The organism is Salinivibrio sp. PR5, from assembly GCF_001996085.1.
GTDB lineage: Bacteria > Pseudomonadota > Gammaproteobacteria > Enterobacterales > Vibrionaceae > Salinivibrio > Salinivibrio proteolyticus.
On sequence record NZ_MUFK01000032.1, the window covers coordinates 25,781 to 39,752 of the forward strand.

The window sequence follows — 13,972 nt, forward strand, 5'->3', positions numbered from 1 at the left end:
GCGGCCATCTGGCCGCGACGGCACAGGCTAACTATGCCGTTTGCAAACCTTCCGTGCTCATTCCCTTAAATTCCGGCATCAATGAAATCAGCTTGCGGCTGTATTCATGCTGAGGATCGGTAAATAGTTGCTCGGTCGGTGCCACTTCCAACAGCTGACCCTTGCGCATCACACCAATGCGATCACACATTTGTCGAATAACTGGCAAATCGTGACTGATAAACAGCATGGTGAGATTGAGCTCGTCTTGTAGGTCTTTAAGCAGGTTTAGAATTTGGGCCTGCACCGACACATCCAGCGCCGACGTAGGTTCATCACAAATCAATAAGCGCGGGCGCGTTGCCAGTGCGCGGGCAATTGAAATCCGCTGACGTTGGCCACCAGAGAACTCGTGAGGGTATTTGATCCCCGCGCCACGTCCTAATCCAACATGATCCAATAAATCCCCCACGATCTGACGGATCTGAGACTCATTGTCTGCCAAGCGGTGGAAGCGAATAGGCTCAGCGATAATGTCATAGATTTTCATCCGCGGATTCATCGACGAATACGGGTTCTGAAACACCATCTGCATTTGACGACGAATTGGCCGTCGCGCCCGTTCGCTCTTAATCGCGGTGAGATCAATGCCTTCAAAAATGATTTGTCCGGTATTGGGCGGATACAGCCCCGTAATCGCACGGGCAATGGTCGACTTACCCGACCCTGACTCGCCCACCAGCCCGAAGGTTTCACCTTCGACAATATCGAAGCTGACATGATCAGACGCTTGAACATATTCGCGACGGCTGGCAAATAACGAATCTTTGGTAACAAAACGCAGCGATACGTCTTTGACTTGCAATAACGGTCCGGTATAAGCGCGTTGATCTTGGCTTTGCCCCAGCCAATGGTTTTTAATATCCAGCTCGACGGTTTCGCCAGCTTCTTCGATATAGTTAACCAGTGGAAAGCGATCCAGCTTGATATCTGAGCGTGGTACCGCCGAAATCAGACTTTGCGTGTAAGGATGTTGTGGCTCACCGAGTACTTGTTGGGTGGTGCAAATTTCCACCAAATCACCGCGATACATCACCGCAACGCGATCAGTGACATTCGCGACCACACCCATATCATGGGTCACCAACATACAGCCGACGTTTTTCTGCTGACACAAGTCACGGATGAGCGTCAGGATTTGGTCCTGTATTGATACGTCCAATGCAGTGGTAGGCTCATCGGCAATGATTAAATCGGGTTCACCGGCTAGGGCGATAGCAATCACCACACGCTGACGCATGCCGCCAGAGAATTGGTGGGGGTACTGTTTAATGCGGATTTCTGGATCTGGAATCCCCACTTGCTCCATTAAGGTCAACGCCCGCTGATAGGCTTGCTGCTGAGTCACATTTAAATTGGTAAGAATGGTTTCAGTCAGCTGCTGCTCCACCGTGAACAGTGGGTTTAACGATGTCATGGGGTCTTGGAAGATAAAGCCAATCTTATCCCCACGAACCTTGCGCATCTCATTGGGCGTCAGACCAGAAATCTTTTTGCCATCGAGGTACACATCGCCGCTGGCTATCCGTCCCGGTGGGCTAAGTAAGTCAATCACCGCGTTGCCAACCGTCGACTTACCCGCGCCGGACTCACCGACCACACCAACGATCTCGCCGCGTTCAATGGTAAATGACAGTGATTTCACTGCCGCATGAACGCCATGACGAGACGGATACTCTATTCGTAGGTTATTTACTTCTAGCAGTGCCATTTATCATCCTTGGCATCGTCGAATGTGACGATGTACTCCTTGTCCAGACTGAGCCCTGTTCAACCGATACCCAGTAAAAAATAGGGGGATTCCAATCTGGCAAACATTTCACAAAAAATCAACAACACAGCAGGATATGCCATAATCCTGCTTAAGGGTCGAATAATCATTCACAGTCATTCTCTGTAAACTCACACCAAAAGATACAAAACACATTTCATATCAGTGAAATACAGACTCATTACCGTGTCACAGTTGTAAAACAAATTACGCATAAGATAAAGCCTAACCTGTTAACACTCATCAAACACTGCCAGTGCTTTACCCTGATATTAACGGCGTAAATTGTTATCTATTTTATCAATAACAAAAATAGCAGTGTTTTACCCTGTTTAATCTAAGGTATAGCAGCAGTATCGCGTAGCCGCTGATATCGGGCAGATTCAGGGTTTTTTCTGTGTGGGATTCTTGATTAAGCTCTAATTTCTGACTTTTTCTTCATGAAGCCGCATCATCGCGACAAAAAATAAATAGGCAGGCAAGGTAGGTAAATCAGACAGGGGTCTATACAGACGCACCTATCATGATAAGCAGACCTAGAAACGAAAAAACCCCAGCCGTTAGGCTAGGGTTTGAATGGTAGTCGGTGAAGAGGAATTCGATGGGGCGGCCTTCCGCGCGACCGGGCTTCCGGCCCCCGACCCGCTATCCCAAACGAACAGGTAAAAACGAAAAAACCCCAGCCGTTAGGCTGGGGTTTGAATAGTGGTCGGTGAAGAGGGATTCGAACCCCCGACCCTCTGGTCCCAAACCAGATGCGCTACCAAACTGCGCTATTCACCGACATTTTCGCTTTTAGCGGGAATAATGGGGTGGCTGACGGGACTTGAACCCGCGACAACTGGAATCACAATCCAGGGCTCTACCAACTGAGCTACAGCCACCACTGATTTTTTGCCATCTATTTCTATCCCGGAATGGCGCGCCCGACAGGATTTGAACCTGTGACCTTTGGCTCCGGAGGCCAACGCTCTATCCAACTGAGCTACGGGCGCTTGCCCCGTTGGCGGTGACGAATATTACGGATATCGTTACCAGCCGTCTAGCACTTTTTTTAATTTTTTTACTGACTGGTCTCTTTTTGGACAAATTGCGTAGAAATCGTCAGTTAGGTCTCTACTATAACGGTTTAACGTAACAATCTAAAGCGCTATAATCACCTAATCTTTACACGGGGTTAACCTACCCTGTTTGGGTGAGCCCGTAGAGAAATATGAATGTCGCGGCCGAATCACGTCTTCATTGATTCACCCTTTGAGGTTGGCGACAAAATAAGACGAAAAAGGCGTAAGCCACCAGTAATGTGGGAGTGTCATTGTGAGCGCAAAGGGAAAGAGTCTACGTCATATCATGGTTGCCTCTGTGGCTGCCTTCATGTTTGCTTCAGCCGCACAGGCGCTTGAAGTCTCAGAGAGTGAAAAATCCGCCATTGCCGAGCGCATTGCCCCAGTGGGTGATGTATACCTTGACGGTCAAGCCCCGGTCGAAACGGCTGCCGCTGAACCGACGGGTCCGCGTACCGGCGATCAGGTTTATAATACCTACTGCACTGCGTGCCACAGCACAGGCGCAGCAGGCGCACCAAAAACCGGTGACGCCGCCGCTTGGGGACCTCGTGTCGATAAAGGCATGGAAACCCTCACCAAACACGCTATCAATGGCTTTAATGCGATGCCTGCTAAAGGCACCTGTATGGACTGCTCTGACGACGAGATCGTTGCCGCGATTGAGCACATGCTAGACGCGCTCTAAGACGGAATGGTTATTACGTTCGACTGAGTGATAAGAGGCGCCGTATCAACGGCGCTTATTTATTTTGGTTTAACATCGCTTTTAGGTTCGCGATCGCGGCTTGTCCTTTCTCCATACGCTCTTGTTGTGAAACGGGCTTCTTGTTCGTCTCCCATTCCACATCCTCAAACGGCAATTCGTCAAGAAAACGGCTGTGCTGCGGTTTTATCAATTCACCAAATTGGCGACGCTCTTTACACACCACAAAAGTCAGCGCTTTTTGTGCCCGCGTGATCCCCACGTACGCCAAACGCCGCTCTTCATCGATATTGTCTTCGTCGATGCTCGACTGGTGAGGCAACAAACCTTCTTCCATGCCAATCATATATACATAGGGAAATTCGAGCCCCTTAGACGCATGTAAGGTCATCAGCTGTACTTGATCGGCATCATCATCGTCTTCGCCTCGCTCCATCATGTCGCGCAGCGTAAGGCGCTGAACCACTTCTCGTAAACTGCGCTCGACATTATCCGGGTTGTCACCCTCTAAGTCAGCCACTATCCAGCTGTAGAGATCCGAGACATTTTTCATCCGCATTTCCGCCATTTTGGGGCTGGATGAGGTCTCATATAGCCAGTCTTCGTAATGGGTATCGCGCAATAACGCCCGTACTGCGGCAACTGTATCGCCACGTTCAGCCTGATCGGACAATTCAACAATCCAACGTGTGAACGCCTGTAACGAGGCCAACCCTCGGCCCGACAAATGCTGTGTCAGCCCCAACTCGAAGCTCGCCGCAAACAAGCTTTTGCCTCGCTGGTTTGCGTAGCTACCCAGTTTTTCCAACGTGACAGGGCCGATTTCGCGTCGCGGGGTATTCACAATACGTAAAAAGGCGTTGTCATCGTCTTGGTTGGTCAGCAAGCGCAAATAAGCCATGATGTCTTTAATCTCTGCGCGAGCAAAAAAGGAGGTGCCGCCCGATATTTTATAAGGGATGCGGTTTTGCATCAGCGCTTTTTCGATTAAACGCGATTGGTGGTTTCCGCGATAAAGGATGGCGTAATCTTTGTATTGGGTACGTCCGAGAAAACGATGGCCTATCAGCTCGCCGACCACGCGCTCGGCTTCATGTTCTTCATTTTTCGCCGTCAATACCTTTAGCATGTCCCCATCAGGTAATGCTGAGAAAAGCGTTTTTTCAAAAACATGCGGATTATTGGCAATCAAGATGTTGGCCGCGCGGAGGATGCGACTGGTTGAGCGGTAGTTTTGCTCCAATTTCACCACATGCAAGCGAGGAAAGTCTTGCTGCAGGTAAACGAGATTTTTCGGCTGGGCGCCTCGCCATGAGTAAATCGACTGATCGTCATCCCCAACCACCGTAAAGCGCGCACGCTCGCCCACCAGCAGTTTTACCAACTGATACTGGCTGGTATTGGTATCTTGATACTCATCCACGAGCAGGTAACGAATGCGTGCTTGCCAGCGCTCCCGAACCGCTTGATTCTGACTAAGTAACGCCACCGGCATCAATATCAAGTCATCAAAATCCAACGCATTGTACGCCCGCATTTGTTTTTGATAACGCGCATAGCAGGCAGCGAATAGCTGATCGCGCTCACCTTGCGCCTGCGCCAGTGCCTCATCAGGCCCCAGCATCGCATTTTTCCAATTCGAGATGGTATGCACTAATTGACGCAGCAAATCTTTGTCATTATCCAGCTCATCTTCGGTCAAAGTTTTGAGCAACGCTAATTGGTCTTGGTCATCAAAGAGAGAAAAGCCCGCCTTGAGCCCCAAGGTTTTGTATTCTCGTCGAATGATATTCAGACCCAGAGTGTGGAAGGTTGACACCATCAGGCCGCGCGACTCTTGTTTACCGAGCGTTTGCGCGACACGTTCTTTCATTTCTCGCGCTGCTTTGTTGGTAAAGGTTACCGCCGCGATATGACGCGCTTTATATCCACATTGTTGCACCAAATAGGCGATCTTGTGGGTAATAACACGTGTTTTTCCTGAACCAGCACCCGCTAAAACCAAGCAAGGACCGGAAATATGGCGCACCGCATCAGACTGCGCGGGGTTAAGTTTCATGGTGACAACGCCTCTTTTTAACCTGAGTTGGCATTGTAGAGGGAAACACTCACATGTCTATCTTACCGCGCGATTGTCGCAAAGATTGACTACACTTTGCCCTTGTCATTCGTGCAAAAATCCGACTAAAATGAATGAACGTTCATTCACTATTGATACCATGCACAGTATGGATAAACGCACCCAAATTTTGTCAGCCACTGAGCAACTCATTGCGACACGTGGGCTCGATAAAGTCTCGATGCAGCAAGTCGCCAAGCATGCTGGCGTAGCAGCTGGCACCATTTATCGCTATTTCGATGACAAGGATGACTTACTCCGTCAATTATCGGCGCATCTGATGATGCAATGCGCGACACACATTCAACATGGGGTTAAGGATGAACCAACACTGCGCGACCAATTTGAACGCCTATGGCGCAATACGTGGCACATGATGTTACAGCGCGACCATCTCCTGTTATCACGTGATCAATTCGAAGCACTACCACGTGATGACCATGCACACACTCAGCAGGAACGCATTGCATTTGCTGATCTTTATCATGTGATTCAACAAGGTAAAGACCAAGGGCTATTCAAACCCATGAACGATGAAGTTTTGATCGCTCTCGGGCTAGAACCGGCGGTTTGTTTAGCTCGCAAACAGGTTCGGGGTGTTATAACCCTGAGCGATGATACTATCGCAGATGCAATTCGCGCTTGCTGGGATGCAATTTCTCTTCACTAACGACGTTCGGAGCTAACTTCGATGAAAAAATGGTTTTTTGTCATGCTGATCCTTGCACTGCTGCTGTTTGGCAGTGTGATTGGCTTTAACCTGTTCAAGCAGCAAAAGATAGCGGAATACATGGCAAATATGCCGGAACCAACCCATCCGGTCACGGCCGTGACGGTTGCTGCTGAGCCATGGACCCCCACCATCGACGCTATTGGTTTTATCGAGCCAAATCAAGGGATTACCCTAACCACGCAAATTGCAGGGGTGGTCGATGTGATCAATTTTGAATCAGGCCAAACCGTCGAGCGTGGGCAAAACCTGGTCGAGCTCGACTCGAGTGTTGAAAAAGCCAACCTCGCCAGCACTCAAGCGCGCCTGCCTGCAGCGGAAGCAAAATTTAAACGCTATCAAGGTCTGTTTGCCAAAGGCTCCATTTCCAAAGAAGCACTCGATGAAGCCGAGGCGAATTATCGTTCGTTACAAGCGGATATCGCGGCGCTGAAAGCCACCATCGCCCGTCGTAATATCCAAGCGCCGTTTGATGGGGTTATTGGTCTGCGTAATGTCTTTATGGGTGAATATTTGCAGCCAGGTACCGATATTGCTCGTTTAGAAGATACCTCTGTAATGAAGCTTCGCTTTACCGTGCCACAAACGGACATTGCTAAAATCCGTCTCAGTCAGCCACTGCGTATCACCGTTGATGCGTATCCAGAAATGGAATTTATCGGCTCAATTAGTGCTATCGAGCCAGCCGTCAACAGTCAAAGCGGCCTGATTAAAGTGGAGGCCAACATTCCCAACAACGATGGGCAACTACGCTCAGGGATGTTTGCCCGTGCAGACATCATTTTGCCCACCATTGAAGATCAAATCGTGATTGACCAAACCGCGATTAACTTCACTTTGTATGGCGAAAGTGTTTATGTGATCCGTGAAGAAGATGGCGAAAAGCGTGCTTATCAGCAAGTGCTTAAAGTGGGCGAGCGTCGTGGCCACCAAGTCCGAATCATTGATGGTCTCGCACCTGGCGATCTCGTGGTAACGTCCGGCCAAGTGCGCTTGAGCAACGGTTCAAAAGTGAAAATCGTCGAAAATGACGCTCTCACACCACCAGAACAATTACCTCAATTGTAAGACGAGGATGTGATGCGCTTTACTGATATTTTTATCCGGCGCCCAGTACTGGCAGCCTCAATCAGTATACTGATTGCGCTGCTAGGCTTGCAGTCGCTTTTTAAGATGCAAGTCAGGGAATACCCGGAGATGACCAATACCGTGGTCACCATCACAACCAGCTACTATGGTGCCAGTGCTGATTTGATTCAGGGGTTTATCACCACCCCACTCGAACAGGCAGTCGCCCAAGCTGACAATATTGACTTTATGACCTCAGAATCGGTGCTGGGGACCTCGACGATTACCGTCAACATGAAGCTAAACACAGATCCGAATGCGGCACTGGCGGATATTCTTGCCAAGGTCAATTCGGTACGTGCGCAGCTTCCGACTGAGGCAGAAGACCCCTCAGTATCGATGTCGACGGGTTCAACCACTGCGGTGATGTACATCGGCTTTACCTCACCGGAGCTCGATTCAAGCCAGATCACTGATTACCTCGAACGGGTCGTGAAGCCTCAGCTGTTTACCGTGAATGGGGTGTCGAAAATCGACTTATACGGCGGGGTGAAATACGGTCTACGTGTTTGGCTGGATCCTCAGAAAATGGCCGGGTTTAACCTAACGGCCACGGATGTCATGTCGGTACTGAGTGCCAATAACTACCAGTCCGCCACCGGTCAAGCTATCGGTACCTATATGGTTTATAACGGTAGCGCCGACACCCAGGTGTCGACCCCAGAGGAGCTCCGTAACTTGGTGGTCGAAACCCAAGAGGGTCGCGTGGTGCGCCTTGGGGATATTGCCAAAGTCTCGCTAGAGAAAAGCCACGATCGCTACCGTGCCATTGCGAATGGCTCAGAGGCAGTGGTCGCGGCGGTCAATGCCGCGCCTACCGCCAACCCCATTAATATTGCCGAAGACGTGATTGCAATGCTCCCAGAAATCGAGCGCAACATGCCGGGCAATATCCAAATGAACGTACTGTATGACTCCACCAAAGCGATTAACGAGTCCATTCATGAGGTAGTAAAAACCATCATTGAAGCGGCCATTATCGTACTGGTGGTGATTACCTTGTTCTTGGGCTCATTCCGCGCCGTTATCATCCCAATCATCACCATTCCATTGTCCTTGATTGGTGTGGCCTTGGTCATGGAGATGATTGGCTTCTCGCTGAACTTGATGACGCTACTGGCGATGGTATTGGCCATCGGCTTGGTGGTTGACGATGCGATCGTGGTACTCGAAAACATCGACCGGCATATTAAGCTAGGTGAATCGCCTTTCCGTGCGGCCATTATTGGTACGCGAGAAATTGCCGTGCCGGTTATCTCAATGACACTGACATTGGCGGCTGTGTATGCCCCTATCGCCATGATGGGCGGGATCACCGGCTCATTGTTTAAGGAGTTTGCGCTAACACTTGCCGGGGCCGTGTTTGTCTCTGGGATTGTGGCACTGACCCTCTCGCCAGTGATGTGTTCATCGATGCTAAAAGCCCACGCAAAGCCTAGCCGTTTTGAGTTGACAGTCCATCGCCTCTTAGACGGCATGACAGAGCGCTACGCGGGCATGCTGGATAAGGTGATGCAACGTCGTCCGGTTATCTTGTCTTTCGCGGTGATCGTGTTTGCGTCGTTGCCCGTTCTGTTCAGCTTTATCCCCAGCGAGCTTGCGCCTTCAGAGGATAAAGGGGTGGTCGTGATGATGGGTACTGCCCCCTCGACCGCAAACTTGGATTACATCCAAAACACCATGGCAGAAGTGAACCAAAAGCTCGACGAACAACCAGAGGTGGCCTTCTCTCAGGTCTTCTCTGGCGTACCTAAGTCGAATCAGGCATTTGGTATTGCTTCTCTGGTGCCATGGAGTGAGCGTGAAGCCAGCCAGTCAGAAATCGTGAAGCGCATGGCCGAGGAAGTGAAAGACATTCCGGGCATGAACGTCACAACCTTTGAGATGCCAGAGCTCCCCGGCGCCTCGTCTGGCTTGCCAATCCAGTTCGTGGTGACGACGCCGAATAACTTTGAAAGTCTCTATCAGGTGACGGCTGAAATCATGTCAGAGGTTCAATCAAGTCCGAATTTCGTCTATTCGGAGCTGAACCTTAACTTTGACTCGGCCACTATGAACATCAGCATTGATAAAGACAAGGCGGGCTCTTACGGCGTAACCATGCAAGACATCGGTGCCACCATTGGCACCATGATGGCGGATGGCTATGTGAATCGTATCGACTTTGATGGACGCTCTTATGAAGTGATCCCACAAGTTGAGCGTAAATATCGCCTCAACCCTGAGTCTATCGAAGGTTATTACGTACGCGCGGCAAATGGTGAGTCGATTCCACTCGGTTCGCTGATTGATATCGACATTACCGCAGAGCCTCGTTCACTGCCGCATTTCAACCAATTGAATGCCGCTACAATCAGTGCAGTGGCAGCGCCTGGCGTGACCATGGGAACTGCTGTTGACTGGTTTGAAAGCAAAGCTGCAGAGTTGCCTAAGGGCTATCAACACGATTACCTCGGTGAATCTCGCCAATACGTCACAGAAGGTAGCGCACTCTATGCCACCTTCTTGTTCGCCTTAGCGATCATTTATCTGGTCCTTGCGATTCAGTTTGAATCCTTGCTCGACCCACTGGTGATCTTGGTCTCTGTACCGCTCGCCATTTGTGGTGCATTAATTGCACTCGCATGGGGGTTATCGTCGATGAATATCTACTCGCAAGTCGGGTTGATCACCTTGATAGGTCTGATTACCAAACACGGTATTTTGATCTGTGAGGTGGCCAAAGAGCAGCAGCTGCATCATCAAGCCAGTCGGATGGATGCGGTCAAAGAAGCGGCTAAAATTCGCTTGCGCCCGATCTTAATGACCACTGCAGCAATGATTGCTGGCCTGATCCCTCTGATGTTCGCGACCGGCGCAGGTGCCGAGCAACGCTTTAGCATCGGGATTGTGATCGTGGCAGGTCTTGCTATCGGTACCTTGTTTACCCTATTCGTTTTGCCAGTGATTTACACCTATCTGGCCAGCAAACACAAACCACTGCCTGTGTTTGTCGAAGACGATGAGCTCGACAAGCTCGATAAAGACTATCACGCGTCACACTAATTAAAGGGCCTTCGGGCCCTTCTCTTTTGTCATCTTTCGACAAGCTGCCCGTATTTACATAGAATAAAGGCAGTTAATGAAGGAGTATTCCATGTTTGACCCCAAAAAACTTGAGCAAGTGGCCAAGCAAATTCACGACGCCATGCCTCAGCCTGTCAAAGAGTTAGGCACGGATATGGAAAGCCGTGTGCGCCAAGCCATTCAAGGCCAGTTGACCAAGCTCGACGTGGTAAGCCGTGAAGAGTTTGATGTGCAGACTCAGGTGCTACTACGCACCCGTCAAAAGTTGACCGAGCTTGAAGCCAAACTTGCAGAGATGGAAAAAAAGCTCAACCAAGACACCGACGCCTAAATCCATCATTAAAAAAGCCTGACCACTGGCCAGGCTTTCATCTCATACTGTGTCGTTAGTGGTTATTAATCGCGATTTGCTTCATATCAGTCATATAGCCGCGCAATTCCTCGCCGATATACTCAATCGGGTGGTTACGGATACGATCATTGACCTCGATTAAGGTGGCGTTGTCGACCTGGTTAGAGGTTTCTCCGAGTCCTTTACCAATCACATCAGCCCCTACTGTTGGCATAAAGTGTTCGCGCAGCAGCGGTGTTGCGACGTTTGCAAATAAGTAGTTGCCGTACTCAGCCGTATCGGAAATGACCACGTTCATTTCATAAAGACGCTTACGCGCGATGGTGTTGGCAATCAAAGGTAATTCATGCAATGACTCGTAATACGCTGACTCTTCGATAATGCCGGATGACACCATAACTTCAAAAGCAAGCTCGACCCCTGCACGCACCATAGCAACCATCAAAATACCGTTATCAAAGAACTCTTGCTCACTGATGCTTACATCCGACTCGGGATAGTTTTCAAACGCGGTCTGTGCCGTTTCTTCACGCCATGTGAACAAGTCTTTATCGCCGTTTTCCCAATCGGCCATCATGGTCGCGGAGAAATGGCCAGAAATGATGTCATCCATATGTTTGTTATATAGAGGACGCATCAGTTCTTTAAGCGACTCCGACAGTTCAAAGGCTTTGATTTTCGCTGGGTTGGACAAGCGATCCATCATGTGGGTGATGCCCCCGAACTTCAGCGCTTCCGTAATGGTTTCCCAGCCGTACTGAATAAGCTTACCCGCATAACCTGGCTCAACACCCTCTGCGATCATTTTCTCGTAGCAAACGATGGATCCGGCCTGCAGCATGCCACACAAAATAGTTTGCTCACCCATCAGATCGGATTTCACTTCTGCTACGAATGAGGAGGCGAGTACGCCAGCACGGTGACCACCGGTTGCAGCGGCCCATGCTTTCGCAATCTCAAAGCCTTCGCCTTTAGGATCATTTTCTGGGTGAACGGCAATCAGCGTCGGAACACCAAAGCCGCGTTTGTATTCTTCACGCACCTCGGTGCCCGGGCACTTTGGCGCCACCATAACCACAGTAATGTCTTCACGGATACGCTGACCGACTTCGACAATATTAAAGCCATGTGAGTAACCGAGTGCAGCGCCCTCTTTCATCAGTGGCATCACGGTTTCAACCACGTTGGAGTGCTGTTTATCTGGCGTAAGATTAATCACCAAGTCTGCCTGTGGGATCAAATCTTGGTAGCTACCCACTTCAAATCCATTTTCGACCGCGTTCTGATAAGAAGGCCGTTTTTCATCAATAGCAGCCTGACGTAGTGCATAAGCCACATCAAGACCCGAGTCACGCATGTTTAAGCCTTGGTTGAGCCCTTGTGCACCACAGCCCACAATCACCACTTTTTTACCTTTGAGAAATTCGGCCTCGGTGGCAAATTCATCACGATCCATAAATCGGCATACGCCTAATTGTTCCAATTGTTGACGTAAATTCAGGGTATTAAAGTAGTTCGCCATGGGGTGCTCCATTGATTCAAATCCGTGATTGGGTGTGTTTTCACCGCGTATTTTTGATACTACCCTAACCACTATATTGCCTAAAGTGATATATTCACAACATAACATTGCAGTTACAGCAACAATAAATTATGAATGCAAAGCAACTCACAGGCTTTCTCCACCTCTGTGACACCAAAAGCTATACCCGAGCCGCACAAGCAATGCACGTCAGCCCTTCTGCGCTGAGCCGAATCATCCAACGTCTCGAAGAAGATATTGGTCAGCCTTTGTTTATTCGCACCAATAAAGCGGTCGATCTCACCCCAGCAGGTAAAACGCTGCTTCCCGTCGCACGCGATATCCTGCAGCTTTGGCACACCACTAAAGCCAGTATCAATGAACATGCCTCTTTGCTCGGCGGTAAGCTCACGCTCTTTTGTTCAGTCACGGCAAGCTATAGCCATTTACCTGAGCTCCTCGCGCGCTTTCGTCAACAATACCCAAATATCGAGCTACAACTGCTAACCGGCGACCCCGCTCAAGCAGAAGAGAAGGTGCAAGACAATAGTGCCGACATTGCCATTGCCGCTAAACCCAAACGCTTGTCATCCAGCTTAGTGTTTCAACCAATTGATACAGTCAGTTTGTCGGTTATCGCACCGGCAATGGCCAGCAGTGGCATTGACCTACAAGCCATTGACTGGCAGCACACACCATTAATCTTGCCCGAAGCAGGGACAGCGCGCGAACTCGCTGATCAATGGTTGACCGGTAAAGGTATCGAGCCAAACGTCTACGCACAAATAGCCGGCCATGAGGCGATTGTCAGTATGGTGGCATTGGGCTGTGGTATTGGTGTCGCGCCAGATGTGGTGATTGATAACAGCCCAGTAAAAGACAAGGTTGAGCGATTACGCCAAGAAATTGTGCAACCTCTCGAACTAGGCCTTTGTTGTAAAGCTTCCCGCGCAAAAGAACCTTTACTCAACGCTCTACTCGATGTCATGCGATAAACACAAAAAGCCCCAACACAATGATGCCGGTGCTTAAACGCAAAAAACCCCAGCTTTTCAGCTAGGGTTTCTAAAGTAGTGGCGGAGTGGACGGGACTCGAACCCGCGACCCCCGGCGTGACAGGCCGGTATTCTAACCAACTGAACTACCACTCCGCACCAATTCTGTATGACTAAAGACTTATATCTCTTTGCTTTAATCAATTGTAATCAAAGCCTGGCGATGTCCTACTCTCACATGGGGAGACCCCACACTACCATCGGCGCTGCTTCGTTTCACTGCTGAGTTCGGCATGGAGTCAGGTGGGTCCAAAGCGCTATGGTCGCCAAGCAAAATTTTGTTTTGTCTTCACTTTTTTAAAAGTGAAAACCATCAATCTAGAAAGCTGTTCGTTCTCGCCACAATCAACTGGCTTATTTTAAGTCCAACCCAAAACCTCTTGGGTGTTGTATGGTTAAGCCTCACGGGCAATTAGTACA

9 protein-coding genes, 4 tRNA genes and 1 rRNA gene are annotated in these 13,972 nt (G+C 49.6%); 6 read left to right on the top strand and 8 right to left on the bottom strand.

Going from position 1 to position 13,972, the window contains the following annotated elements:
- Window positions 1–31: 31 nt before the first annotated feature.
- The 4 genes from BZG82_RS11690 to BZG82_RS11705 form a co-directional block, all read right to left on the bottom strand.
- Complete coding sequence (locus tag BZG82_RS11690) at window positions 32–1,750, bottom strand: ABC transporter ATP-binding protein (protein ID WP_077765905.1); 1,719 nt, start codon at window positions 1,748–1,750, stop codon at window positions 32–34.
- A 766-nt stretch (window positions 1,751–2,516) separates the two neighbouring features.
- Window positions 2,517–2,593 (bottom strand) — tRNA-Pro (locus BZG82_RS11695).
- A gap of 25 nt (window positions 2,594–2,618) precedes the next feature.
- A tRNA-His gene (locus BZG82_RS11700) sits at window positions 2,619–2,694 on the bottom strand.
- Window positions 2,695–2,728: 34 nt separating this feature from the next.
- A tRNA-Arg gene (locus BZG82_RS11705) sits at window positions 2,729–2,805 on the bottom strand.
- Window positions 2,806–3,127: 322 nt separating this feature from the next.
- Here BZG82_RS11705 and BZG82_RS11710 point away from each other — a divergent pair.
- On the top strand, window positions 3,128–3,562 hold the full coding sequence (locus BZG82_RS11710; RefSeq protein ID WP_069590326.1) for a c-type cytochrome: 435 nt from the start codon (window positions 3,128–3,130) through the stop codon (window positions 3,560–3,562).
- A gap of 55 nt (window positions 3,563–3,617) precedes the next feature.
- On the opposite strand, the gene rep is transcribed toward BZG82_RS11710, so the two are convergent.
- Window positions 3,618–5,639, bottom strand: a complete 2,022-nt coding sequence (rep, locus tag BZG82_RS11715) for a DNA helicase Rep (RefSeq protein WP_077765906.1) — start codon at window positions 5,637–5,639, stop codon at window positions 3,618–3,620.
- Window positions 5,640–5,769: 130 nt separating this feature from the next.
- Between rep and BZG82_RS11720 the strand changes: the two genes are divergently transcribed.
- The 4 genes from BZG82_RS11720 to ubiK all read left to right on the top strand — a co-directional run bounded on the left by BZG82_RS11720 (window position 5,770) and on the right by ubiK (window position 10,954).
- Window positions 5,770–6,369: a TetR/AcrR family transcriptional regulator gene (locus tag BZG82_RS11720; protein WP_232112113.1), complete on the top strand. Its 600-nt coding sequence runs from the start codon at window positions 5,770–5,772 to the stop codon at window positions 6,367–6,369.
- A gap of 21 nt (window positions 6,370–6,390) precedes the next feature.
- On the top strand, window positions 6,391–7,497 hold the full coding sequence (locus BZG82_RS11725) for an efflux RND transporter periplasmic adaptor subunit (RefSeq protein WP_077479960.1): 1,107 nt from the start codon (window positions 6,391–6,393) through the stop codon (window positions 7,495–7,497).
- Window positions 7,498–7,509: 12 nt separating this feature from the next.
- A complete protein-coding gene (locus BZG82_RS11730) occupies window positions 7,510–10,602 on the top strand; it encodes a multidrug efflux RND transporter permease subunit (RefSeq protein WP_077663235.1) in 3,093 nt (1,030 codons plus the stop codon).
- A gap of 91 nt (window positions 10,603–10,693) precedes the next feature.
- A complete protein-coding gene (gene ubiK, locus BZG82_RS11735) occupies window positions 10,694–10,954 on the top strand; it encodes a ubiquinone biosynthesis accessory factor UbiK (protein ID WP_069590334.1) in 261 nt (86 codons plus the stop codon).
- Window positions 10,955–11,009: 55 nt separating this feature from the next.
- On the opposite strand, the gene ilvC is transcribed toward ubiK, so the two are convergent.
- A complete protein-coding gene (ilvC, locus tag BZG82_RS11740; RefSeq protein ID WP_069590337.1) occupies window positions 11,010–12,497 on the bottom strand; it encodes a ketol-acid reductoisomerase in 1,488 nt (495 codons plus the stop codon).
- A gap of 131 nt (window positions 12,498–12,628) precedes the next feature.
- Between ilvC and ilvY the strand changes: the two genes are divergently transcribed.
- The gene (gene ilvY, locus BZG82_RS11745) at window positions 12,629–13,492 is read left to right on the top strand and encodes an HTH-type transcriptional activator IlvY (protein WP_077479963.1); all 864 of its coding nucleotides are present in this window, start codon (window positions 12,629–12,631) and stop codon (window positions 13,490–13,492) included.
- 79 nt (window positions 13,493–13,571) lie between these two features.
- Here the strand turns inward: ilvY and BZG82_RS11750 are convergent.
- Together BZG82_RS11750 and rrf are read right to left on the bottom strand one after the other, a co-directional pair.
- Window positions 13,572–13,648: transfer RNA gene (locus BZG82_RS11750), tRNA-Asp, on the bottom strand.
- A 59-nt stretch (window positions 13,649–13,707) separates the two neighbouring features.
- Window positions 13,708–13,823 (bottom strand): 5S ribosomal RNA (rrf, locus tag BZG82_RS11755).
- Window positions 13,824–13,972 lie beyond the last annotated feature (149 nt).